The organism is Arthrobacter phoenicis (genome assembly GCF_047238215.1).
GTDB lineage: Bacteria > Actinomycetota > Actinomycetes > Actinomycetales > Micrococcaceae > Arthrobacter.
Window position 1 is genome coordinate 282,562 of sequence record NZ_JBDFMK010000001.1, and the last position, 23,322, is coordinate 305,883.

Annotated in this window: 20 protein-coding genes and 1 tRNA gene; 5 read left to right on the forward strand and 16 right to left on the reverse strand. The window is 69.6% G+C overall.

The features are described from left to right. The first annotated feature begins 84 nt into the window (after positions 1-84). Entirely contained in the window at positions 85-1,902 is a 1,818-nt protein-coding gene (locus tag ABC337_RS01285) for an AMP-dependent synthetase/ligase (protein ID WP_412882677.1), read from the forward strand. A 121-nt stretch (positions 1,903-2,023) separates the two neighbouring features. Here the strand turns inward: ABC337_RS01285 and ABC337_RS01290 are convergent, their stop codons facing one another. Continuing rightward, on the reverse strand, positions 2,024-5,422 hold the full coding sequence (locus ABC337_RS01290; protein WP_412882676.1) for a pyruvate carboxylase: 3,399 nt from the start codon (positions 5,420-5,422) through the stop codon (positions 2,024-2,026). 385 nt (positions 5,423-5,807) lie between these two features. On the opposite strand from ABC337_RS01290, the gene ABC337_RS01295 reads away from it, so the two are divergent. After that, positions 5,808-6,665 (forward strand): ParA family protein, encoded by an 858-nt coding sequence (locus ABC337_RS01295; RefSeq protein ID WP_412882675.1) that lies wholly within the window; start codon positions 5,808-5,810, stop codon positions 6,663-6,665. 83 nt (positions 6,666-6,748) lie between these two features. On the opposite strand, the gene ABC337_RS01300 is transcribed toward ABC337_RS01295, so the two are convergent. The 5 genes from ABC337_RS01300 to gcvH form a co-directional block, all read right to left on the reverse strand. Continuing rightward, positions 6,749-7,345 (reverse strand): MerR family transcriptional regulator, encoded by a 597-nt coding sequence (locus ABC337_RS01300; RefSeq protein WP_290258212.1) that lies wholly within the window; start codon positions 7,343-7,345, stop codon positions 6,749-6,751. A 260-nt stretch (positions 7,346-7,605) separates the two neighbouring features. After that, positions 7,606-8,109 carry a bifunctional nuclease family protein gene (locus tag ABC337_RS01305; RefSeq protein WP_290258214.1) on the reverse strand — a complete coding sequence of 168 codons (504 nt, stop codon included), beginning with the start codon at positions 8,107-8,109 and terminating at the stop codon, positions 7,606-7,608. Further along, positions 8,109-8,825 (reverse strand): transcriptional regulator FtsR, encoded by a 717-nt coding sequence (gene ftsR, locus ABC337_RS01310; protein WP_412882674.1) that lies wholly within the window; start codon positions 8,823-8,825, stop codon positions 8,109-8,111. The genes ABC337_RS01305 and ftsR overlap by 1 nt, the downstream gene beginning before the upstream one ends. 23 nt (positions 8,826-8,848) lie before the next feature. Further along, positions 8,849-9,322, reverse strand: coding sequence for an FHA domain-containing protein (locus ABC337_RS01315; RefSeq protein ID WP_412882673.1), 474 nt, complete (start codon positions 9,320-9,322; stop codon positions 8,849-8,851). 130 nt (positions 9,323-9,452) lie between these two features. Further along, positions 9,453-9,839, reverse strand: a complete 387-nt coding sequence (gene gcvH, locus ABC337_RS01320; protein WP_290258217.1) for a glycine cleavage system protein GcvH — start codon at positions 9,837-9,839, stop codon at positions 9,453-9,455. Positions 9,840-10,044: 205 nt separating this feature from the next. Between gcvH and ABC337_RS01325 the strand changes: the two genes are divergently transcribed. Beyond that, positions 10,045-10,914, forward strand: a complete 870-nt coding sequence (locus ABC337_RS01325; RefSeq protein WP_412882672.1) for an Fpg/Nei family DNA glycosylase — start codon at positions 10,045-10,047, stop codon at positions 10,912-10,914. Between the two features lie 94 nt (positions 10,915-11,008). On the opposite strand, the gene ABC337_RS01330 is transcribed toward ABC337_RS01325, so the two are convergent. From ABC337_RS01330 to ABC337_RS01375, 10 genes are all read right to left on the reverse strand, one after another. Further along, positions 11,009-11,085, reverse strand: a tRNA-Pro gene (locus ABC337_RS01330). Between the two features lie 161 nt (positions 11,086-11,246). Beyond that, positions 11,247-12,797, reverse strand: coding sequence for a ribosome biogenesis GTPase Der (gene der / locus ABC337_RS01335; RefSeq protein WP_412882671.1), 1,551 nt, complete (start codon positions 12,795-12,797; stop codon positions 11,247-11,249). Further along, positions 12,794-13,522, reverse strand: a complete 729-nt coding sequence (locus tag ABC337_RS01340) for a lysophospholipid acyltransferase family protein (RefSeq protein WP_412883250.1) — start codon at positions 13,520-13,522, stop codon at positions 12,794-12,796. The genes der and ABC337_RS01340 overlap by 4 nt, the downstream gene beginning before the upstream one ends. A 43-nt stretch (positions 13,523-13,565) precedes the next feature. After that, complete coding sequence (cmk, locus tag ABC337_RS01345) at positions 13,566-14,297, reverse strand: (d)CMP kinase (RefSeq protein WP_290258221.1); 732 nt, start codon at positions 14,295-14,297, stop codon at positions 13,566-13,568. Continuing rightward, the gene (locus ABC337_RS01350; protein WP_412882670.1) at positions 14,297-15,406 is read right to left on the reverse strand and encodes a prephenate dehydrogenase; all 1,110 of its coding nucleotides are present in this window, start codon (positions 15,404-15,406) and stop codon (positions 14,297-14,299) included. Before ABC337_RS01350 ends, cmk begins: the two co-directional genes overlap by 1 nt. Before the next feature lie 2 nt (positions 15,407-15,408). Further along, the gene (locus ABC337_RS01355) at positions 15,409-16,611 is read right to left on the reverse strand and encodes a pseudouridine synthase (RefSeq protein ID WP_412882669.1); all 1,203 of its coding nucleotides are present in this window, start codon (positions 16,609-16,611) and stop codon (positions 15,409-15,411) included. A gap of 67 nt (positions 16,612-16,678) precedes the next feature. Then, a complete protein-coding gene (scpB, locus tag ABC337_RS01360; RefSeq protein ID WP_412882668.1) occupies positions 16,679-17,347 on the reverse strand; it encodes an SMC-Scp complex subunit ScpB in 669 nt (222 codons plus the stop codon). Continuing rightward, complete coding sequence (locus ABC337_RS01365; RefSeq protein WP_412882667.1) at positions 17,344-18,192, reverse strand: segregation and condensation protein A; 849 nt, start codon at positions 18,190-18,192, stop codon at positions 17,344-17,346. The genes scpB and ABC337_RS01365 overlap by 4 nt, the downstream gene beginning before the upstream one ends. Before the next feature lie 5 nt (positions 18,193-18,197). Continuing rightward, positions 18,198-19,097, reverse strand: a complete 900-nt coding sequence (locus tag ABC337_RS01370) for a ParA family protein (RefSeq protein WP_364137898.1) — start codon at positions 19,095-19,097, stop codon at positions 18,198-18,200. Positions 19,098-19,351: 254 nt separating this feature from the next. Continuing rightward, positions 19,352-20,707, reverse strand: a complete 1,356-nt coding sequence (locus ABC337_RS01375; protein ID WP_412882666.1) for a cation:dicarboxylate symporter family transporter — start codon at positions 20,705-20,707, stop codon at positions 19,352-19,354. Between the two features lie 134 nt (positions 20,708-20,841). Here ABC337_RS01375 and ABC337_RS01380 point away from each other — a divergent pair, with 134 nt between their 5' ends. Then, a complete protein-coding gene (locus ABC337_RS01380) occupies positions 20,842-22,587 on the forward strand; it encodes a sensor histidine kinase (RefSeq protein ID WP_412882665.1) in 1,746 nt (581 codons plus the stop codon). Then, on the forward strand, positions 22,580-23,299 hold the full coding sequence (locus ABC337_RS01385) for a response regulator (RefSeq protein WP_412882664.1): 720 nt from the start codon (positions 22,580-22,582) through the stop codon (positions 23,297-23,299). Before ABC337_RS01380 ends, ABC337_RS01385 begins: the two co-directional genes overlap by 8 nt. Positions 23,300-23,322 lie beyond the last annotated feature (23 nt).

The window sequence follows — 23,322 nt, forward strand, 5'->3', positions numbered from 1 at the left end:
GTGAAGTGCGCCACACCCGTAACAAGCCCGCGTACTAGTCTTAGTCGTACCCCTCGGGGGTTTACGGATATCAAAGGAGCTATCGTGCGAGAAATTATTGTCCCGCCCCTGGTCACCGTCCCGCCGGAGACAAACATCACCGACCTGGTGCTGCGCCAGGCGGCGAAGCAGTCCAACCCGGCACTGTTCTCCCGGCTCGACGCCGCCGGGCAGTGGCAGGACATCCGCGCCACCGAGTTCCTGGCCGACGCCTCCGCCCTCGCCAAGGGACTGATGGCCAGCGGCGTGGGCGCCGGCGACCGGGTGGGCATCATGTCCCGCACCCGGTACGAATGGTCCCTGATCGACTTCGCGATCTGGTTCGCCGGTGCCGTGTCGGTGCCGATCTACGAGACATCCTCCCCCTCCCAGGTCGCCTGGAACCTCGGCGACTCCGGCGCCGTCGCCGCGTTCGGCGAGTCCGCCCACCACGAGGACATCATCCGCCAGGCCGCCACTTCCGAGGGCCTGACCGCGCTCCGCCACGTCTGGCAGCTCGAGGGCGACGCCCTGGACGAGGTCCGCGCTGCCGGCGCCGGGATCAGCGACGAGGAGCTGGAGCAGCGCCGCTCCCGCGCCGGACTCGCCGACCTGGCCACCATCATCTACACCTCGGGCACCACGGGGCGGCCCAAGGGCTGCGAGCTGACCCACGGCAACTTCGTGGAACTCTCCGACAACGTGCTGGCCACCTCCCTGGGCCTGACCGTCAACGAGGACGCCCGCACTATCATGTTCCTGCCGCTGGCCCACGTCTTCGCCCGGTTCATCTCGGTCTTGGCCGTGGCGGCCGGCGTGACCGTGGCACACACCCCGGACATCAAGAACCTGCTCCCGGACCTGCAGAGCTACAAGCCGACCTTCATCCTGGCCGTCCCCCGGGTCTTCGAGAAGGTCTACAACTCGGCCCTGACCAAGGCGGAGGACGGCGGCAAGGGCGCCATCTTCCACCGCGCCGCCGAGACCGCCATCGCCTACTCCCGGGCCCGGCAGGACGGGAAGGTGGGGCTGGTCCTGCGCGCCAAGCACGCCCTGTTCGACAAGCTGGTCTACGGCAAGCTCCGCGACGCCATGGGCGGCCAGGTGGCCCATGCGGTCTCCGGCGGCGGCCCGCTGGGCGCCCGGCTGGGCCACTTCTTCCAGGGCATCGGCCTGCAGATCCTTGAGGGCTACGGCCTGACCGAGACCACCGCCCCGGTTACCGTGAACACGCCCTCGCTGATCAAGATCGGCACCGTCGGCGCGCCCATCCCGGGCAACGCGGTGAAGATCGCCGACGACGGCGAGATCCTCGCCAAGGGCGTCTGCGTGATGCGCGGCTACTTCAACCGGCCGGACCTGACGGACGAGGCATTCACCGACGGCTGGTTCCGGACCGGCGACATCGGCCAGCTCGATGACCAGGGCTTCCTGACCATCACCGGCCGGAAGAAGGAAATCATCGTCACCGCGGGCGGCAAGAATGTGGTCCCGGCGCTGCTCGAGGACCAGATCCGCGCCGACGCCCTGGTCTCCCAGGTGCTGGTGGTGGGCGACAACCGTCCGTTCATCGGCGCCCTGGTGACCCTGGACGAGGAGGCCCTGCCGGGCTGGCTGCAGCGCCATAACCTGTCCGCGTCCGGCGTGGCCGAGGCCGCGGAGCTCCCGGCGGTGCAGGCCGCGGTGCAGGAACTGATCAACCGGGCCAACCAGTCGGTCTCCCAGGCCGAGGCGATCAAGTCCTTCCGGATCGTTCCCTCGGACTTCACCGAGGCCTCGGGCCACCTGACTCCGTCGATGAAGGTCAAGCGCGCCCAGGTGCTCAAGGACTTCGACGCCGTCATCGAGGAGATGTACACGGCGAAGCGTCCCACCCACGCCTGAGCCGCCGTCGCACGGTCCATGGCAACCAGTGGGCAGCTTCCAGTAGCCAGCAACAGGTAACCAGCAAACAGAAAGGGCTCCCCCGGCGTCAGCCGGAGGAGCCCTTTTTGGTGCGTGGGTCCTACTCCCCGATGACGAGCAGCAGGTCCCCGCCCTGGACCTGTTCGACGGCGGCGACGGCCAACCGTGCCACGGTGCCGGCCACCGGCGTCGTGATGGAGGCCTCCATCTTCATCGCCTCGATGGTGGCCACCGTGTCGCCGGCGTTGACCTTGTCCCCGGCCTTGACGGTCAGGGTGACGGCGCCGGCGAACGGCGCGGCCACCTGGCCCGGCTGGGCGGCGTCGGCGCGCTCGGCGGCCTTGACGTTGCTGACCACGGACCGGTCGCGGACCACGACGGGCCGGGACTGGCCGTTCAGGGTGCACATCACGGTGCGCATGCCCTTCTCGTCGGGCTCGGACACGGCCTCGAGCGAGGCGATCAGGCGGACGCCCTTCTCCAGCTCGATCTCGTGCTCGGCGCCGCGCTGCAGGCCGAAGAGGTAGTCGCGGGTGTCCAGGACCGAGAGGTTGCCGTAGGTGTCCACGCTCTTTTGGTAGTCCTTGGTGGGCCCGGCGAAGAGCAGACGGTTGAGGGTCTGCTGCACCGTCCTGGAGTCACCCTTGAGCGCTGCGCTGTCCTCGGCGCTGAGCTCCACGTCCCTGACCTTGACGCTGCGGCCCTGCAGGGCCTTGGTGCGGAACGGTTCCGGCCAGCCTCCGGGCGGGTCGCCGAGTTCGCCGGAGAGGAAGCCGATCACCGAGTCCGGAATGTCGTACTTCTGCGGGTTCTCGTTGAAGTCCGCCGGGTCGGCGTTGAGGCCCACCAGGTGCAGGGCGAGGTCGCCGACCACCTTCGAGGAGGGCGTGACCTTCACGAGCCGGCCGAGGATGCGGTCGGCCGCGGTGTACATGTCCTCGATGGCCTCGAAGCGCTCACCCAGGCCCAGCGCCATGGCCTGCTGGCGCAGGTTGGAGAGCTGGCCGCCGGGGATCTCGTGCTGGTAGACCCGGCCGGTGGGGCCGGGCAGGCCCGACTCGAAGGGGGCGTAGACGCGGCGGACGGCCTCCCAGTAGGGCTCCAGGGAGCAGACGCTGTCCAGGTCCAGGCCGGTGTCCCGCGGCGTGTGCGCCAGGGCGGCGACCAGGGCGGAGGCCGCCACCTGGCTGGTGGTGCCGGCCAGCGAGGCGGACGCGACGTCGACGGCGTCGACCCCGGCGTCCACGGCGGAGAGCAGGGTGGCCAGCTGGCCGCCCGCGGTGTCGTGGGTGTGCAGGTGGACGGGGAGGTCGAAGCGTTCCCGCAGCGCGGCGACCAGCTTCGCCGCGGCCGCCGGACGCAGCAGGCCGGCCATGTCCTTGATCGCGAGGATGTGCGCCCCGGCGTCGACGATCTTTTGCGCCAGCTCCAGGTAGTAGTCCAGGGTGTAGAGCTTCTCCTCGGGATCGAGCATGTCCGAGGTGTAGCAGAGCGCCACCTCGGCCACGGCGGTCCCGGTCTCGCGGACGGCGCGAATGGCCGGGGCCATCTGGTTGACATCGTTGAGGGCGTCGAAGATGCGGAAGATGTCGATGCCGGTCTTTGCCGCCTCGTTGACGAACGCCACCGTCACCTCCTCCGGGTACGGGGTGTAGCCGACCGTGTTCCGGCCGCGGAGCAGCATCTGCAGGCAGACGTTCGGCAGCGCCTTGCGCAGCGCGGCCAGCCGGTCCCAGGGGTCCTCGCCGAGGAAGCGGAGCGCGACGTCGTAGGTCGCCCCGCCCCAGGCCTCGACCGAGAGCAGTTCGGGCAGCAGCTTGGACACGGCGGGGGCGGCGGCGACGAGGTCGCGGGTGCGCACCCGGGTGGCCAGCAGCGACTGGTGCGCGTCGCGGAAGGTGGTGTCGGTGACGGCGACGGCGTTCTGCTCGCGCAGGGCGCGGGCGAAGCCCTCCGGCCCGAGTTCCTGCAGCCGCTGGCGCGAGCCGGGGCGGGCCTCGGCGTCGGGCAGTGCGGGCAGCTTGTCCGCGGGGTCGGTGTGCACGGTCAGTTCGCCGTTGGGTTTGTTGACGGTGACGTCGGCCAGCCAGGTCAGCAGCTTGGTGCCGCGGTCCGCGGACACGCGGGCCTTGAGCAGCTCGGGACGCTCATCGATGAAGGACGTGGCGACGTTCCCGGCGATGAAGTCCGGGTCGTCCAGCACGGCCTGGAGGAAGGAGATATTGGTGGAGACGCCGCGGATGCGGAATTCTGCCAGGGCCCGGCGGGCGCGGGCGACGGCGGTCGGGTAGTCGCGGCCGCGGCAGGTGAGCTTGACCAGCATGGAGTCGAAGTGCGGGCTGATCTCGGCGCCGGAGTAAACGGTGCCGCCGTCGAGCCGGACGCCGGCGCCGCCGGCGGAGCGGTAACCGGTGATCTTTCCGACGTCGGGCCGGAAGCCGTTGGCCGGGTCCTCGGTGGTGATGCGGGACTGCAGGGCGGCGCCGCGCAGCCGGACGGTGTCTTGGGAGAGTCCGAGGTCCGCGAGCGTCTCGCCGGAGGCGATGCGCAGCTGGGCCTGGACCAGGTCGACGTCGGTGACTTCCTCGGTCACGGTGTGCTCGACCTGGATGCGCGGGTTCATCTCGATGAAGACGTGCTGGCCGGCCCGGTCCCCTACGGTGTCGACCAGGAATTCGACGGTGCCGGCATTGACGTAGTTCAGGGCCTTGGCGAACTTCACGGCGTCACGATAGAGGGCCTGGCGGATGCCCTCGTCCAGGTTCGGCGCCGGGGCGATCTCGATGACCTTCTGGTGGCGGCGCTGGATGGAGCAGTCGCGCTCGAACAGGTGCATGACGTTGCCCTCGGCGTCGGCCAGGATCTGCACCTCGATGTGGCGGGGCCGCAGGACGGCCTGCTCCAGGAACATGGTGGGGTCGCCGAACGCGGCGTCCGCCTCGCGCATCGCGGCCTGCAGGGCCTCGGGCAGCGCTTCCCGGGTGTCGACGCGGCGCATGCCGCGGCCGCCACCGCCGGCGACGGCCTTGGCGAAAACGGGGAAGCCGATCTCATCCGCGGCGGCGATCAGTTCGTCGACGTCCTTGGACGGCTTGCTGGACTTCAGGACCGGGACGCCGGCCTTGCGGGCGGCCTCGAGGGCGGCGACCTTGTTGCCGGCCAGTTCCAGGACCTCGGCGGGCGGGCCCACGAAGGTGATTCCGGCGTCCGCGGCGGCCCGGGCCAGGTTGGGGTTTTCCGAGAGGAAGCCGTAGCCGGGGTAGATAGCGTCGGCGCCTGCCTCCTTGGCGACCCGGACTACCTCGTCGACGTCGAGGTAGGCACGGACCGGGTGGCCCTCCTCGCCAATCAGGTACGCCTCGTCGGCCTTTTGGCGGTGGATCGAGTTGCGGTCCTCGGTGGGAAACACCGCAACGGTCTTGGCTCCCAGCTCGTAGCTGGCACGGAAGGCGCGGATCGCGATTTCGCCGCGGTTAGCCACCAGAATCTTGGAAAACATACTTCTCCCTGCATCTTCGCGGGCGGTTCGGTAAGTGGTCACAGTTTCTAAGACGGTGGCGGCCAACACAAATCATTGTGGCCGTCATCACAGAATTATCCGTCATGTGCCCGGGATGCGGCAGGCGGCGTCCTCCGCCCTCCGGGGCGGGGTTGTCCCGCGGCCGGGCGTAGGCATAGACCCGGCCGGGGCACGATCTCCTTCCCGGGCGACGGCCCGGCCCGAGGAACCGGACTTCCGCCTCTGCCGGGGTGGATGAGGCGGGTTTATCGTGCGCCGCCGCCTATGATGGATGGGTGGGTGGCGCATGTCCGCCCCGGCCCGGAGGAACGCACGGGCCGGCATGACCCAGTCTCGGCAACCGGCGTTAGGTATTGGTTTTCAAGTGCACGTAGTCAGCATCAGCAGCCTCAAAGGCGGAGTCGGCAAGACATCGGTGACCACCGGACTGGCCTCGGCCGCCCTCGCCGCCGGCATCCCCACCCTGGTGGTCGACCTTGACCCGCACGCCGACGCCAGCACCGCCCTGGGCGTCCGCGCTGGCGAGCAGCTGGACATCGGCCGCATGCTGAAGTCCCCGCGCCGGGCACGCCTGGCCGAGAACGTGGTCCCCAGCGGCTGGCTGGAGCGCGGCAACTCCACCGCCGGAACCCGCGCCGGAAACAGCGAAGAATCCATCCTGGACGTCGCCGTCGGCTCCGCCTACACCGGCATCTACGACCGCCCGGACCTGGGCCGCCGCGATCTGCGCCGCCTCTCCACCGTCCTGGCGGGCGCCACCCGGTACGAGCTGGTCCTGATCGACTGCCCGCCGTCCCTCAACGGCCTCACCCGGATGGCCTGGTCCGCCAGCGATAAGGTGGCCCTGGTGGCCGAACCCGGACTGTTCTCCGTGGCCGGCACCGAGCGCACCATGCGCGCCATCCAGCTGTTCCGCCAGGAGTTCGCCCCCGGGCTGATGCCGGCCGGCATCGTCGCCAACCGCGTCCGCACGGGCTCGGCGGAGCACGCCTTCCGCCTCTCCGAGATGGACTCGATGTTCGGCGAGCTGCTGCTTACCCCGCACATCCCGGAACAGGCCAACTGGCAGCAGATCCAGGGTGCCGCCCACGCCGTGCACTCCTGGCCGGGCGACTCGGCGAAGAACGCCGCCGGCCTCTTCGACGAGCTGCTGGCGAACCTGCTGGGCAACCGCGGCGAACTCGTCGGCGCGGGCCGGGTCCGGGACCGCAGCAGCCGCTGACGCCTTCCCCGCCGGGGCCGATCAAACGACAGAAGCGCGGGGCCACCTGGTGGCCCCGCGCTTCTGTGTATCAAGTGAAAGAATCAGCCGGTCTTGCGGGCCGCCCGGCGCTTGCTCAGTTCGTCGTCGGGAAAGGACTGGTCGGCTGCGTGCTCGCTCGGAAGGGCCGCGAGGCTGCCCTCCACCTCGCGCCAGACCCGGCCGACGGCGATGCCGAAGACGCCCTGGCCGCCCTGGACCAGGTCGATGACCTCGTCGGCGGAGGTGCATTCGTAGACGCTGGCGCCGTCGCTCATCAGGGTGATCTGGGCCAGGTCCTCCACACCGCGTTCGCGCAGGTGTTCGACGGCGGTGCGGATCTGCTGCAGGGAAACTCCGGTGTCCAGGAGACGTTTGACGACCTTGAGGACCAGGATGTCGCGGAAGCCGTAGAGCCGCTGCGAGCCAGAGCCGGCGGCGCCGCGGACGGCGGGTTCCACCAGTCCGGTGCGGGCCCAGTAGTCCAGCTGGCGGTAGGTGATACCGGCGGCCTTGCAGGCGGTCGGTCCGCGGTAGCCGGCATCTTCGTCCAGGACGGGGAGGTCCTCGGTGAAGAGCAGGCCCTGCGCGCCGGTAGCGGGCACGGCAACACCTGCCGTCGAGGCCTGCTTGAGCTCGCCTGCGTCGCCTTTCGGACTCACGTGGATCCTCCTCATTCTGAGCTCCCGCGGGGAATTGCAGCCTTAGCGCGCTTTCCTGCCGCCGTCGGGCCGTCCCGGCGCGGGAGTGATCCGCGCCGTTCGGGTCCGGCTGCTCAGTCCAGTGTGACGTGCGCACCTGTTGTCTGCAATGGGAACTTGTATCTCTGACGTTAGGCTGACCGGCCCCTCAGGTCAAAGACGTTGGGGCTATAGCCGGGGCGTGTCGAAAGTTTCGACCTCAACTTGAGACTTCGGCGGGGTCAGCCCGCGAAATCCTCGGGTTCGACGTCGTCCAGGAATTCCCGGAAGCGGCGCATCTCCCCCTCTTCGTCGACGGCGGGACCCGGCTCGGTGTCCTCGCCCTCGTCGTGTTCGGTGATCCGCACGCCGGCCTCGTCCATGACGGCGTCGGCGCACCAGATCCGGCACTTGGCGCGCAGCGCTAGGGCGAGGGCGTCGGAGGCACGGGAGCTTACGGTGGTGCCGTCCTCGAACTGCAGCTGGCCGTAGAAGACGTTGTCCTCCACCGCGACGATGTTGACGCTGACGATTGTGTGGCCAAGCGCCTCGACGACGTCGATCAGCAGGTCGTGGGTCATCGGCCGCGGCGGGACGACGCCCTGCTGGGCCAGGGCGATGGCGCTGGCCTCGGGGGTGCCGATCCAGATCGGCACGTGCCGTTCGCCGTGCATCTCCTTGAGCAGCACGAGCGGCTGGTTGGAGGGCAGTTCGATCCGAACGCCTACGATCTCGACCTCAATCATCAGATGTCCATCCTCGAGATGCGGTCCTGGACCAGAGCCCGGTGCAGCGAGAGGCAGAGGTCGCTGATTTCCCGGGCCGCCTCGGCGGCGCGGGCGTGCGAGGCGGCGTCCTTCCGGGACGTGAGGGTGGCGACGGCGCGTTCCACGAGGCCGAACTCGCGGTCCGCGGCGGCCTGGAAGGGGCGCAGGTGGCGGGGTTCGAGGCCGTGGCTTTCCAGCTGGACGCAGGCCTTGGCTACCTGCAGGGCGTGCTCGTCGAAGTGGCCGTTGACGTGGCCGATCAGCCCGTAGCTCAACAGGGATTCCAGCAGCGGGACGCTGGCCCCGGATTCGGTCCGGAGCTGTTCCTCGCTGAGCCGGCGCACCCGGTTGTTCAACTCGGAGGCGAGCTCGTCGGAGACGATCCGCGGCGAGACGGTGACGCCGGGCGGAAGGTTGTCCGGGCGTTCGCCGCGGTCGATCGCGTCGAGGTAGTCCTTGATCACCTTCAACGGCAGGTACTGGTCGCGCTGGAGGGCCAACACGAAGCGGAGGCGCTCGACGTCGTTCTCCGAGTACTGCCGGTACCCGGCGGGGGTCCGCTGCGGGTTGATGAGTCCCTTTTCCTCAAGGAACCTGATTTTCGACGCGGTCATGGACGGGAAGTCGTCACTGAGTTGCCCCAGGACCTCCCCGATGTTCAAAACCTGGGGTCCGCGCCGTTCGGCTTGTGCCATGGCCACCGGAAAGTACTCCGATATCAGACGTTGCCTGCGGTGCGGACAGGGCTCAGGTAGAAGGTCAAGCGGAACTTGCCGATCTGCACCTCGTTGCCGGACTTGAGTTCCACGGCGTCGACGCGGTCGTTGTTGACATAGGTGCCGTTCAGGCTGCCGGTGTCCACCACTTCGAAGCTCCGGGCCGTGCGGCGGAACTCGACGTGGCGGCGGGACACCGTGACGTCGTCGAGGAAGATGTCCGCGTCGGGGTGCCGGCCGGCGGTGGTGACGTCCGAGTCCAGCAGGAAGCGGGCACCGCTGTTGGGACCGCTGTGCGCGATCAGCAGCGCCGAACCTGCCGGCAGCGATTCAATCGCGGTGCGCTCCTCGGAGGAAACCTTCGGGGCGATCGTCGGCTCGTCGCGGACCGGGGTGAGGTGGATCGAGGTGGTCTCCGAGGCTTTCACTCCACCCGTGCCGTATTCACCGGTGTCGTTCTGTCCGTGCCCAGCCATTGAATCCTCCTGATTCGTTGCAGGTTCCCCCCTGCAAACAACGCATGCCGTCCGGAAAAGCCTGGCAGATCCGGTAGTCGGTCCGCCGTCCGGCAGCTGTCTCCAGCGGCAGGGCCGGGCGGCCTTGCCTTTAGCCTACCTGCTGTTCGTACTCCGATGCACTGAGCAGCGACTCGACCGCGTCGGCCTCGGCCAGCTTGATTTCCAGCAGCCAGCCCTCGCCGTAGGGATCGGAGTTAATCAGGGCCGAATCGGTGTCCAGCGCCTCGTTGCGGGCCACCACTTCGCCGCTGACCGGGGCGTAGATGTCGCTGACGCTCTTGGTCGATTCGACCTCGCCGACGACGTCGTTGGCGGTCAGCTTGGTGCCCACCTCCGGCATCTGGGCGTAGACCACGTCACCGAGGGCGTCCTGGGCAAAATCCGTGATGCCTACCCGGACGACGCCGTCGGCGTTGGGGGCGGTGACCCACTCGTGTTCGGCGGTGTAGGAGAGGTCTTCGGGGATGATGCTCATGACGGGCCTTTCGTCGGGTCAAGCACTACAGGTCAAGCACTGCGGGCGAATCATTGGGGTCATACGTTGGGGTCCAGCGCTGGAGATGCGGCGGCCGGAGGAACGGGCCGCCGCTGAAAGTATAGGCATATCGGCACCGGCCCGGGAGGTCTCTGGCATGATGGGGCCATGGCCGCCCCCGCACCGGAACGGAACGTGTTTGCCCATGCCTGAACTGCCCGAAGTCGCGGCGCTGGCGGACTTCCTCGCGGCCCGCCTGGCCGGCTGCGAGGTCGCCGGCATCCAGGTGGTCTCCTTCGCCGTGCTGAAGACCGCCGATCCCCCGATCAGCGCACTCGAGGGCCGCACGGTGACGGGCGTCCGGCGGTACGGGAAGTTCGTGGCGGTGGAGGCGGGCGGGCTGTTCCTGGTCTTCCACCTCGCCCGTGCCGGCTGGGTCAGGGTGACGGAAGCGCCCACCGGTGCAGTCCTGAAGCGCGGCGGCGGGCACATCGCGGTCCGGCTGTCCCTGACCGGCGGCGCCGGTCCCGCGGACGTGGACCTGACCGAGGCGGGGACCCGCAAAAGCCTGGCCGTGTACCTGGTCCGGGACCCGGCCGAGGTACCCGGGATCGCGGCGCTGGGGCCGGATCCGCTGGGCGCGGATTTCGACGTCGACTCGCTCAGCGCGATCCTGGCCGGCCACTCCCAGCAGGTCAAGGGCGTGCTGCGCAGCCAGAGCGTCATGGCCGGGATCGGCAACGCCTACAGCGACGAGATCCTGCACGCGGCACGGATCTCCCCGTTCGCGATCGCCGCGTCCCTGGACCGCGACGCCGTCGAACGCCTCTACCGGGCGATCCATGCGGTGCTCGGCGCGGCCGTGGCGGAGGCGGCCGGGAAGCCGCCGGCCGAGCTCAAGGACACCAAGCGGACCCACCTGCGGGTGCACGGGCGCGCCGGCGAGGCCTGCCCGGTCTGCGGGGACACCGTCCGGGAGGTCTCCTTCGCGGACACGGCCCTGCAGTACTGCCCCACCTGCCAGACGAAGGGGAAGATCCTGGCGGACCGGCGCACCTCGCGCTTCTTGAAGTAACCGGTCCCCGGAGCAGTCTGCGCCGCGGCAGAATTCCCGCGAAAGCAGAAAACCCCGCCCCTGCCGTTTCCGGCAAGGACGGGGTTTTTTCTGTTGGTCGGGCTGACAGGATTTGAACCTGCGACCCCTTGACCCCCAGTCAAGTGCGCTACCAAGCTGCGCTACAGCCCGCTGGTTCCGTCGTTCTCCGCTTCGTGCCTCCGGAGGGATTTCTCCCTGCCGTATTCACTGAGCAGTCCGGCCGAACCACCTTGAAAAGCTTACACGATCCCGGAGGGTGCCCGTGACATTTCGCCGCCGCCACGGGCACTTTTCCCTCCGGTGTGTCCGAATTAACGCTTCTTGCTGCGCTTTTCGCGGACCCGCATGTTGACCTCGATCGGGGTGCCCTCGAAGCCGAAGGTTTCGCGCAGGCGGCGGGTGATGAAGCGGCGGTAGCCCGGGTCCAGGAACCCGGTGGTGAAGAGGACGAACTTCGGCGGGCGGCTGGAGGCCTGGGTGCCGAAGAGGATGCGGGGCTGCTTGCCGCCGCGGACCGGGTGCGGGTGCGCCGCGACCAGTTCGCCGAGGAAGGCGTTGAGCCGGCCGGTGGGGATGCGCTTGTCCCAGCTTTCCAGCGCGGTGTCCAGGGCGGGGACCAGGCGGTCCTTGTGCCAGCCGGTCTTGGCGGAAATGTTCACCCGGGGGGCCCAGGCCACGTGGGCCAGGTCGCGGTCGATCTCGCGCTCGAGGTAGATCCGGCGTTCGTCGTCCAACAGGTCCCACTTGTTGAACGCCAGCACCAGCGCCCGGCCGGATTCGATGGCCAGCTGCAGGATGCGGACGTCCTGCTCGCTGAGGACCTCGTCCACGGCGAGGAGCACGACGGCGACCTCGGCCTTTTCGAGCGCGCTCTGGGTGCGCAGGGAGGCGTAGAAGTCGGCGCCCTGGGCCATGTGCTGGCGGCGCCGGATGCCGGCGGTGTCTACGAAGCGCCAGGTGCGGCCGCCGAGTTCGATGAATTCGTCCACCGGGTCGCGGGTGGTGCCGGCGGTGTTATCGACGACGACGCGCTCGGAGCCGGCCAGCTTGTTCAGCAGCGAGGACTTGCCCACGTTCGGGCGGCCGATCAGCGCGATGCGGCGGGGGCCGCCGCTGCGTTCCAGGCCCTCGATGGTGGAGAACTCGGGCAGGGTGTCCATGACGTGGTCCAGCAGGTCGGCCACGCCGCGGCCGTGCAGGGCCGAGACCGGGTAGGGCTCGCCGAAGCCGAGGCCCCAGAGCGCGGCCGAGTCGGCCTCCTGGGCGAAGTCGTCCACCTTGTTGGCCACCATGATGACCGGCTTCTTGGACTTGCGGAGCATCTTCATGACGCCCTCGTCGGTGGCGGTCGCACCGACGGCGGAGTCCACCACGAAGAGGACGGCGTCGGCCAGTTCCACGGCCATCTCGGCCTGCTCGGCGACGCGGGCGTGGATGCCGCGGGCGTCGTGCTCCCAGCCGCCGGTGTCCACCAGGGTGAAGTTGCGGCCGTTCCAGTGCGCCGAGTACATGACGCGGTCGCGGGTCACGCCGGGGGTGTCCTCGACGACGGCCTCGCGGCGGCCCAGGATGCGGTTGACCAGCGTGGACTTGCCCACGTTCGGCCGGCCGATGATAGCCAGGACCGGGTCCAGCTTCAGCGGCCCGTCGAAGTCCTCGTCCTCAAAGTCGCCGCTGAGCAGCGCGGCGTCGTCCTCGTCGAGCTCGTAGTCCTCGAGGCCGGCGCGCAACGACGCGGCGCGGAGATCGGCCTCGTCGTCGTCCAGGGCGGCGAGGTTCTCCGCCACCTGGTCCGTGCCGGTGGGCGTGTATTCGTCTTCGCCGGCGCCGAAGTTGCCGGAGGTTTGAGTCGTATCGCTCATTGCACTTTCCTTAGGTGGTGATCTGCCGGCTCTCCGGCTACTGCTGTCTGGCGTTCATGCTGTGTTTTTGGTGGTTCGGGTGCCGCGGTTTCTGTTTCCGCGTCGGGCAGGCGGTGTCCGCTGGCCTGGATGGTGTCCTGGACGTGCCGCGCCAGCGCAGCACGGATCCCGGTTCCCACCCTGTCCATTGAAGCACGCCCGGTCTCCCCCGGCCTGCGGTCCGCGGTCAGCGCCGGGCCGAAGCTGACGTGCAGCCGGCGGCCCGGGCATGGCACGGTGTTGAGGTGTTCGTCGCCGGTGCGGGTTCCGAGGATGGCGACCGGGATGACGGTGGCCGCCGAGTTCAGCGCCAGCCAGGCCACCCCGTTGTTGATCGCCGCCGCCTGGCCGCTCCCCCGGGTGCCTTCGGGAAGGATGCCCACGCAGGATCCGGCGTCGAGGATGGCCTTGGCGCGCTGCAGCGCCGCGCGGTCCCCGGACCGGTCCACGGCCAGCTGGCCCGCGGCGGTGAGCACCCGGCCCAGGATGCCGCCGAACATCTCCTGCTTGACCAGGATGTGCATCGACCGCGGGGCGGCACCGAACATCACCGGCCCGTCGAGGTAGCTGATGTGGTTCCCGGCGAAGATTACCGGGCCGGCCTGCGGAACGTTGGCCCGTCCGCTGACGGTGGTCCGGTAGACGAGGTGGTCAAGCGCCCAGCCCACGGGTCGGCTCCAGGCCATGGTCCCGGTGAGGAACAAGCGTCCGGGGCCCGCGGCCGCGCGCTCAGTCACGGGTGAAGGGCGCGTGCTCGACGACCCGGCGCACGATCCCGAGGGCCGCGTCGACGGTCTGCTCAAAGTCCAGGTCCGAGGAGTCCAGGGTGACCACGCCGTCGGCGGCCCGGGTGAAGTTCACCACGGTGGAGTCCTTGGCGTCCCGCGCCGTGACCTGCGCGGCGAGCTGTTCTGCGTTCTGGGTGCCGCCCAGCTGCAGGCCGCGGCGGCGCAGCCGGGCCTCCTCGCTGGCGGTCAGCAGCATGCGCACCTCGGCGTTGGGCGCGACGACGGTGGTGATGTCCCGGCCCTCCACCACCATGCGGCGGTGGTGCTTGTCGATCAGTGCGCGCTGGCGGCGGATCAGTTCGGTGCGTGCGCCCAGGTTGGTGGCGACGGCGCTGACCGCGGCGGAGATGGAGGGTTCACGGATGGCGTCGGTGATGTCCACGCCGCCCACGCGCACGTACTCCTCCCCCGCGCTGGTGCTGATGTCCAGGTCCAGGACCTCGGCGGCGTCCTCGACGGCCTGCCCGTCGGCCAAGTCGGTCCCGGCGTCGAGGCAGTACCAGGTCAGGGCCCGGTACATGGCGCCGGTGTCCAGGTAGGCCAGCCGGAGCCGGCGGGCTACCTCCTTGCTGACACTGGACTTGCCCGACCCGGAGGGCCCGTCAATGGCGACGACGAGGCTCTTGCCGGGACGGACCACGTCCGTCGCTACTGCTGCTGTTTCCTGGGTCATTACTGGAGTACCCGCCATCCGCGGTCGTTGAGGGCTTCGATGAGCATTTCGTGTTTGTTGGGCAGGACGGAGATCTCCACCATGCCCACATTCTGGCCGGACGAGTGGTCCAGGCGCAGGTCTTCGAGGTTGACGCCGATCTCGCCGATCTCGGTGAGCAGCCGGGCGATCTGCCCCGGCGTGTCGTCCACCAGGACGGTGAGCCAGGAGTAGGCCTGCGGCGGCCCGCCGTGCTTGCCCGGGATGCGGGCCTGGCCGGCGTTGCCCTCGCTGATCAGCTGGGCCAGGTCCAGCCGTGCGCCGGGCGCGGTGGGGTTCTCCAGGGTGCCGATCAGGCGGTTCAGGTCCTCCCGGACGCTGTGCAGCAAACCCACCATGGGCCCGGCGTTGGCGCCGAGGATCTGCACCCACAGCGTCGGGTCGCTGGCGGCGATCCGGGTGGTGTCCCGGAGCCCGTTCCCGGCGAGGGACAGCGCGTGCAGGGGCGTGCCCTGCAACCGGCTGGCCAGCAGCGAGGACATCACTTGGGGCAGGTGCGAGACCAGCGCCACGGCGTCGTCGTGTTCCTGGGCGCCGAATTCGGCGACGACGGCGCCGAGGTCGCCCGCCAGCGCGCGCGCCGTCGTGAGAGCCTCGGGCCGGGTCTCCGGCGTCGGGCACAGCACCCACGGCATGGAGGTGAAGAGTTCACCGCGCGCGGCGACCGGCCCGGACTTCTCCCGGCCGGCCATCGGGTGGGTGCCGACATAGCGGCCCAGGTCGGCCCCGCGGTCGCGGAGCTCGGCCTGGATGCCTGCCTTGACGCTGGCGATGTCCACCACGGTGGCGTCCGGGTAGTCCGCCAGGGCGCGGGCGACGACGTCGGCCGTCACGTCCGGCGGGGCCGCCACGACGACGAGCTCCGGCGCTTCCCCCTCGAGCCGCTCCAGCGGCAGGCCGGCGCCGATGTCGACAGCGACGGCCTGGTTGGTCGGCGAGGGGTCGGTCAGGTACACCGGGACGCCGCGGCCGCGCAGTCCCAGCCCGACGCTGGTGCCCAGCAGCCCGGTGCCCACGACGACCACGGGGCCGTTGAGGTGCCCGCGGCCGTGGGTGCGGAAAGCGGACATGCCTACAGCCCCACGGATGCCAGCAGGTGGCCGACTTCCTGCTTGCCGAGGTTGCGGATGCTGCCCTGGCGCTGGTCGCCCAGGCCGATGGGGCCGACCTTGACGCGGACCAGGCGCAGCACGGGGAACCCGACGGCGTCGAAGAGGCGGCGCACGATCCGGTTCTTACCCGAGTGCAGGACCACCTCGATCAGCACGTGGCCCGGGGTGGAGTCGACCAGCCGGAAGGAATCCACCGAGGCCATGCCGTCCTCGAGCTCGACGCCGGCCTTCAGCTGGGCGCCGACGCCCTGCGGGAACGGGCCGCGGACCTGGACCAGGTAGGTCTTGGGCACCTCGTAGGAGGGGTGCGTGAGCCGGTTGGCCAGTTCGCCGTCGTTGGTCAGCAGCAGCAGGCCTTCGGTGGCGACGTCGAGCCGGCCCACGTGGAAGAGCCGCTCGCCGTGGTGGTTGCGGACGAAGTCGCTGATGCAGGGCCGGCCGTCCGGGTCTTCCATGGTGGAGACAACGCCCTTGGGCTTGTTGAAGACCATGTAGACCATGTTTTCGTCCAGCTGGATGCGCAGGCCGTCGACGTGGATCACGGAGGTGGCGGGGTCCACCCGCATGCCGAGTTCGGTGACGACGCGGCCGTCCACCTCGACGCGGCCCTCGGCGATCATCTCCTCGCAGACACGACGGGAGGCGACGCCGGCGGAGGCCATGACCTTTTGCAGCCGGATACCGTCTTCGTCGTGCAGCTCGGACTGCGGCACGGCGCCGCGGGGGCCGCGCTTGCGGGTGGGCTTGCGGACCGGGCCGAGGTTCTGGCCGAAGCGTTCGCTGCCGAAGGCCTTCGAGCCGGTGGCCTTGGCGGCGCCGGCCCCGATGCGGGGCTTGGGCTTCAGGGCGCCGGGAGTGCCCGGGGCCTTGCCCGCGCCGGGCTTGCGGGCTCCGGGCTTCTTCGCCGCGGGCCTGCCGCCGCGCTGTGCCGGCTCCACCGGACCCGGGTTCAGGTCCGGGTCGATGAAGGCTTCCTCGCGCGGCTTGGGCCGCTTGAAGCCGCGGTCCGCACCGCCGGGGAAGCCGCCCTTGCCGCCGTCGCGCTGGCCGCGGCCGGCGCCGCCGGCCCCCTGGCTGCGCGGTGTGTTGTGTCCGGCCTTGTTGCCGGCTCCGGTTCGTCCTGAACCGTTACGTGGTGAACCCTGGCGTCCCGCCTGTGTCATGACCCGTCCTTCGTTGTGGTGAAATCTGTGTGCAGGCTGCGTGGCTGCCCGCTGGTGTGTGGTGCTGTTACATGCGTCCGGCGTCGTAGTACTCCGCGATGCCCTCGAGTCCGGGAAGGTGCGGGGAGAGCTGGGGCAGTTCCGCCACCGACCCGATTCCCATCCGTTCCAGGAAATACGAGGTGGTGCGGTAGAGGACTGCTCCGGATTCGGGATCATGTCCCGAGTCCTCGATCAGTCCGCGCTGCACGAGCGTCCGCACCACGGAGTCGACATTGACGCCTCGAATTGCCGAGACCCTGGCCCGGGATACGGGCTGCCGGTAGGCGATCACGGCGAGCGTTTCGAGCGCCGCCTGCGTCAGCCTGGCCGTCTGGCCTTCGAGGACGAATCCGCCAACCACGTCGGCGAATTCGGCCCGGGAATAGATCCGCCAGCCACCGGCGATGTTCCGCAATTCGAAACCCCGGGGGGCTGTGGCCACATCCGGGGAACTTCCAGTATAGCCGTCATACTCCCGCCGCAGGTCCTCGAGCAGGTCCTCAACGACGTCGACGGGCTGGCCGAGGCCCACGGCGAGCTGCTCCGCGGTCGCCGGTTCGTCGATCACCATCAGCACGGCCTCCAGCGCGGCGCGGACGCCGCCGGGAAGATCCGCGACGTCGGGCGTTCCCGGGTCCGCCTGCCCGGCGGGGGTGCCCGCCGGTCCGGGGCGCGGGTCTGGTCCGGTGGTCATGGCTGGTCCTCGTATTCCTCGCTCAGGGCCGCGCTGTTCCATTCGGGGTCGGCGGCCGTCCAGTGCACGGAGAGTTCGCCGAGGGGCTGCAGCTGGTCGAAGGAGACCGCCTTGTCGCGGAACATCTCCAGCAGGGCCAGGAAGCGGGCCACTACCACCAGGGTGGATTCGGCGTCGGCGGTCAAGGCCCGGAAGGTCAGCGGCCGGCCCTGCCGCAGGCGCAGCCCGAGGATCTCCGCCTGCTCCCGGACGCTGACGGGGCTGCCGTGCAGGTGCGCCAGGCCCACCTCGGTGGGTGCGGCGGCCTTGGGGGTCAGTGCGGCGCCGGCGAGGGCGGCGAACTGGGCCGGCGTGTGTTTCCAGACCAGGTCGGGCAGCAGCGCGGCCAAGTGTTCCTCGAGGGCCACCTGGCGGGGGTAGCGCTGCGCCTCCTGTTCCAGTGTGGCGCCGAGCAGGCCGGCGACGTGCTTGAAGGCCTTGTACTGCAGCAGCCGGGCGAACAGCAGGTCCCGGGCCTCAAGCAGCGCCACGTCCTCGGCGTCCTCGACCTCGCCGGCGGGCAACAGCCGGGCGGCCTTGAGGTCCAGCAGGGTGGCGGCCACCACCAGGAACTCGCTGGCTTCGTCGAGGGCCCAGTCCTCCCCCTGCTCCTGGAGCTTCCGGGTGTACTTGATGAACTCGTCGGTGACGGTGGCCAGCGCCACCTCGGTGATGTCCAGCTGGTGCTTGGAGATCAGGCCCAGCAGCAGGTCGAAGGGGCCGGTGAAGTTGGCCAGCCGGACCTCGAAGCCGGGCTTCTTCGCCGCCGGTGACAGCTCCTCCGGCGCGGTGAGCGTCGCCGTCACGGTGCCTAGGGCGCGCCGCCGCGCGAGATGAGTTCCTTGGCCAGGCGGCGGTAGGCGTCCGCGCCGGCGTGGTTCCCGGCGTAGCTGGTGATCGGTTCCGCGGCGACGGTGGCGTCGGCGAACTTGATGGAGCGCTTGATGACGGTTTCGAAGACCTTGTCGCCGAAGGCCTCGACCAGCCGGGCGATGACCTCGCGGCCGTGCAGGGTCCGCGCGTCGTACATGGTGGCGAGGACGCCGTCGACCTGCAGGCGGGGATTGAGCCGGTCCTGGACCTTGTCGATGGTCTCGACCAGCAGGGCCACGGCGCGGAGGGCGAAGAACTCGCAGATCAGCGGGATGATGACGCCGTGCGCGGCGGTGAGGGCGTTGACCGTGAGCAGGCCGAGGGAGGGCTGGCAGTCGATGAGGACGACGTCGTAGTCGTCCTCGACCTTTTTGAGCGCCCGGTCCAGGACCTGTTCGCGGGCCACCTCGTTGACCAGCTGCACCTCGGCAGCGGAGAGGTCGATGTTGGCCGGGAGCAGGTCCACGTTCTCGACGCCGGTCTTCTGGATCGCGTCGCGGATGTCCACCTTGCGGTCCATCAGAACGTTGTAGACCGTGAGGTCCAGCTCGTGCGGATTGGTGCCGAGGCCGGCGGACAGCGCACCCTGCGGATCGAAGTCCACCAGCAGGACGCGGCGGCCGTACTCGGCCAGGGCCGCGGCCAGGTTGATGGTGGACGTCGTCTTGCCGACGCCACCCTTCTGGTTCACCATGGCGATGACGCGGGCCGGGCCGTGGGAGGACAGCGGCGCGGGCTCAGGGAACTCCCGCAGGGGACGCCCGGTGGGCCCCATGACGGCGTCGTCCAGGTCGAGTCCGGTGCCTTCCAGGGTGGCTGACCCCTGTTCGCTGCTCACGTATCTATCCACACTTTCGATGACGGTGATATTTGCTGCCCGATCCCGCCGCAGTTCGTCGGCGGCGATCGTTATTCCTCCCAAGGTTACAGCCCCCGACACGGTATTCGACGGACCTTGACAACCGCCGTTTTGCGCGCCTTGACCTTCTGGTAGAGGTCGAGGGTTGTCTTTGGGCGGTCCGCCCGGGCGCAGAAAACCGCCCGGACGCAGCGGCTGCCTCCGGGCGGTTTCGGGATGGTGCGGGGCGTTCCTTAGGCGTTGGCCGGGACCGGCTGGTGTGCCGGCTCGACGGCGGGCTGAACGGCGGAGTGACCGGCGATCATGGTCTGCTCGTCGAAGGGAAGGGCGCCGGAGAGGACACGCTCGACCTGGCCGCCGTCGATCTCCTTGACCCAGGTGCCGATCAGGATGGTGGCGACGGCGTTGCCGGTGAAGTTGGTCAGCGCGCGGGCCTCGGACATGAACCGGTCGATGCCGACGATCATGCCGACGCCGCCGAGCAGCTCGGGGCGGTGGGCCTGGAGGCCGGCGGCCAGGGTGGCGAGGCCGGCGCCGGTAACACCGGCGGCGCCCTTGGAAGCGATGATCATGAAGATCAGCAGCGAGATCTGCGCACCGAGGTCCAGCGGGGTGCCCATGGCGTTGGCGACGAACAGCGACGCCATCGTCAGGTAGATGGCCGTGCCGTCCAGGTTGAACGAGTAACCGGTGGGGACGGTAACGCCGACGACCGGCTTGGAGACACCCAGGTGTTCCATCTTCGCGATCAGCCGGGGCAGGGCAGACTCCGAAGAGGAGGTGGAGAAGATCAGCAGGTATTCGCGGGCCAGGTACTTCATCAGCCGGAAGATGCTGACGCCGGAGACCACCTTGAGCACACCGCCGAGGATCACGATGATGAAGACGGCGCAGGTGATGTAGAAGGCGACCATCAGCGTGGCCATGCTGATGATGGCCTGCACCCCGGTGGCGCCGACGACGGCGGCGATGGCACCGAACGCACCCACCGGGGCCAGCCACATGATCATGATCAGGAGGCGGAACACGAGGGTCTGGCCGTGGCCGATGGCCTTGAGGATCGGGGCGCCCTGGGCGCCCATCTTCTGCAGTGCGAAACCAATGAGGATGGCCGCAAAGAGTGTGGGCAGTACGGGGATGTCACCCGGGATGATGCCAAGCAGGAAGTCGACGGTGCTGTCTGTCGCGGCCTTCTTGTTCGGGTCGTAGGGGGCCAGCTTGAGGCCGGTGCCCGGGTGGATCAGGTTGCCGACGACGAGGCCGATGGCCAGGGCGAAGGTCGACATGACGATGAAATAGCCGAGGGCCAGGCCGCCGACCTTGCCGACCGTTGCCGCCTTGGCGATCGAGCCGATGCCCAGCACGATGGTGCAGAAGATGACGGGGGCGATCAACATCTTGATGAGCTTGACGAAGCCGTCGCCGAGCGGCTTGAGGGACTTGCCAACCTCGGGGAACATCAGGCCAACGACGGCGCCGAGGACGACGGCCACGATGACCGCGATGTACAGGTAGTGGGACTTGTCCAGCCCCTTGCGCTTGACCGGCGCCGCGGCCGTTGCCGCTGACTCTCCTCGTTGAGAGGCCATGGTATTTCTCCTTGGATAGGCTGGACGTCGATGCTGTCCGTGGACGCATCCGTCTTTTCTGCGTGTTCCTCCATCATTGGGTACGGAGTGACGCGCATCACCGTTGCGTTCATATTGGTCATGGAGGGTGCACTTTGATCCACCACTGGAGCATCGCCCGGCGCCTTTTCGTGGCCCATCTGCTGTTCATGCTGGCGCTGACCGCCGTCGTCGGCACCGCCACCTATGTGGACGCACGGGACCACGCGTACCAGGAGGCCGGGCGGCGGATGGCCGGAATCGCCACCTCGGTGGCGGACAACCCGCTGGTCCTGCAGGCCGCCGCGGCGCCGAACCCGTCGGCGCTGCTGCAGCCGTACGCCATGGAAGTGATGCGGGACGCCCAGGCTGACTTCATCACGATCATGGCCCCGGACCGGACCCGCTGGACCCACCCCCGGGACGAGGAGCTGGGCAAACCGTACATCGGGTCGATTGATGCGGCGTTGCAGGGCCGGGTCTTCACCGAGATCATGGCCGGGACGCTGGGCCCCTCGGTGCGCACCATCGCCCCGGTCAAGGACGCCAACGGCACGGTCAAAGCGCTGGTGGCCGCGGGTGTGACCGTGGGGACGGTGGACGTGGCGTTCTCCGGCCGACTGCCGGCACTGCTGGTGATCGCGGCGGCGCTGCTGGCCGGCGGGTCGGTGGCGTCCTGGCTGCTGGGCCGGTACCTGCGGCGCGTGACCCGCGGCTGGGGCCCGGAGCAGCTTGCCCAGCTGTTTGCCTACTACGAGTCCGTGCTGCACTCGGTGCGTGAGGGCGTGATCCTGATCGACCCGCGCGGCCGGGTGGTGATGTACAACGACCAGGCGGCGGCGCTGCTGGGCGTGCCGCCGCGGCCCGCGGATGCGGCGGTGGACGCCGACGGCGGTGCCGCCCGAGGCGCAAACCGCGGCGGCGTCGGCCGCCCGGCCGACGCCCCCACGCTGGCGGAGCTGCCGCTGGCGCCGAGCCTGCGGGAGCTGTTCCGGTCCGGGCGGGTGGCCCAGGACGAAATCCATCTCACCGGCGAGCGCGTACTGGTGGTCAATCAGGGCCCCGCGGTGGGTCCCGCGCCGGGGCCGCTGGCAGGCCCGCGACCGGCCCGGCGGCAGCGGGGGGCGTCGCGGCGGCCGGTCTTCGGGACGGTGGCCACCATCCGGGACCGGACCGAGATCGAGTCCCTGGGCAGCGAGCTGGAGACCATGCGGACGCTCTCGGACGCGCTGCGGGCACAGACGCACGAGCATGCCAACCGGCTGCACACCATGGTGTCGCTGATGGAGCTGGGCCGGGACGCCGAGGCGCTGGACTTCGCCACCAAGGACCTGGAGCTGTCCCAGCGGCTCACCGATGACCTGGTGGGTTCCATCGAGGAGCCGGTCCTGGCGGCCCTGGTGATGGGCAAGTCCGCCCAGGCGCACGAACGCGGCGTGGAGCTGATTCTCACCACAGCCGGCTCCACCTCCGTGACCGGCCTGGCCGTGCAGGATCTGGTGACAATCCTGGGCAACCTGCTGGACAACGCGATCGACGCCGCTGCGGACGCTCCCCCGCCGCGGCTGGTGGAGCTGAGCGTCACCGCCCCGCCGGAAGGCCTGGAGATCACCGTGGAGGACAGCGGGCCAGGCATCGACCCGGCGGCGGTGGACGACGTCGTCCGGCACGGCTTCAGCACCAAGGAGTCCGGGCCCTTCGGCCGCGGGCTGGGCTTGGCGCTGGTCCGGCAGGCGGTCCGGCGGCTGGGCGGTACCATGACAATCACCAGCCCGGCCGGGGCACTGTTCCGGGTCAGCCTGCCGACGGGGCAGGCCGCGGGGAACGCGGCGGCCGGTATTGCAGAGGGACACCATGAATGAGATCCGTGTGCTCGTCGTCGAGGACGAGCCGATCGCGGCCGCCGCGCACGCCGCGTACATCGGCCGGTTGGAGGGCTTCACCCTCGCCGGGTCCGCCCCGGACGGGCAGTCGGCCCTGCGCCTGCTGACCGAGCTCAACGCCGCGGGCCAGCCGGTGGAGCTGGTCCTGCTGGATATGAACCTGCCGGACCTGCACGGCCTGGACATCGCCCGCCGGATGCGCACCGCCGGGCTCTTCGCGGACATCATCGCCATCACCGCCGTGCGTGAACTGAACATTGTCCGCAGCGCCGTGGCCACCGGCGTCGTCCAGTACCTGATCAAGCCCTTCACCTTCGCAACGTTCGCGGACAAACTGCGCAGCTACCGGCAGTTCCGTGAGCAGCTGGCCTCCCCCGGTGGCGGCGGACCAGGGAGCGGCGCGTCGCAGAGCGACGTGGACCAGGCGTTCGCGAGCCTGCGCGCCCCCTCGGAGCTGCCGCTGCCCAAGGGGCTCTCCTCCTCCACTCTGGAGTCGGTGCAGGAGTTCATGAAGCGCCAGGCCGGGGCCGTGTCCGCCAGCGAGGTGATGGAGGCCCTGGGCATGTCGCGGGTCACCGCCCGCCGCTATCTGGAGTACCTGGCCGACGCCGGGACGGTGGCCCGCACGGCCCGCTACGGCGCGCCGGGCCGGCCGGAGAACGAATACCGCTGGAGCCGGCCGGCGTCCTAGGACGCGCTTTCCAGGAACCGCAG

Coding starts and splice junctions, on each gene's coding strand:
- ABC337_RS01290 (WP_412882676.1), bottom strand. CDS start 5,422: ATGTTTTCCAAGATTCTGGTGGCTAACCGCGGCGAAATCGCGATCCGC.
- ABC337_RS01305 (WP_290258214.1), bottom strand. CDS start 8,109: ATGATTGAGGTCGAGATCGTAGGCGTTCGGATCGAACTGCCCTCCAAC.
- ftsR (WP_412882674.1), bottom strand. CDS start 8,825: ATGGCACAAGCCGAACGGCGCGGACCCCAGGTTTTGAACATCGGGGAG.
- ABC337_RS01315 (WP_412882673.1), bottom strand. CDS start 9,322: ATGGCTGGGCACGGACAGAACGACACCGGTGAATACGGCACGGGTGGA.
- gcvH (WP_290258217.1), bottom strand. CDS start 9,839: ATGAGCATCATCCCCGAAGACCTCTCCTACACCGCCGAACACGAGTGG.
- ABC337_RS01325 (WP_412882672.1), top strand. CDS start 10,045: ATGCCTGAACTGCCCGAAGTCGCGGCGCTGGCGGACTTCCTCGCGGCC.
- der (WP_412882671.1), bottom strand. CDS start 12,797: ATGAGCGATACGACTCAAACCTCCGGCAACTTCGGCGCCGGCGAAGAC.
- ABC337_RS01340 (WP_412883250.1), bottom strand. CDS start 13,522: ATGGCCTGGAGCCGACCCGTGGGCTGGGCGCTTGACCACCTCGTCTAC.
- cmk (WP_290258221.1), bottom strand. CDS start 14,297: ATGACCCAGGAAACAGCAGCAGTAGCGACGGACGTGGTCCGTCCCGGC.
- ABC337_RS01350 (WP_412882670.1), bottom strand. CDS start 15,406: ATGTCCGCTTTCCGCACCCACGGCCGCGGGCACCTCAACGGCCCCGTG.
- ABC337_RS01355 (WP_412882669.1), bottom strand. CDS start 16,611: ATGACACAGGCGGGACGCCAGGGTTCACCACGTAACGGTTCAGGACGA.
- scpB (WP_412882668.1), bottom strand. CDS start 17,347: ATGACCACCGGACCAGACCCGCGCCCCGGACCGGCGGGCACCCCCGCC.
- ABC337_RS01375 (WP_412882666.1), bottom strand. CDS start 20,707: ATGGCCTCTCAACGAGGAGAGTCAGCGGCAACGGCCGCGGCGCCGGTC.
- ABC337_RS01385 (WP_412882664.1), top strand. CDS start 22,580: ATGAATGAGATCCGTGTGCTCGTCGTCGAGGACGAGCCGATCGCGGCC.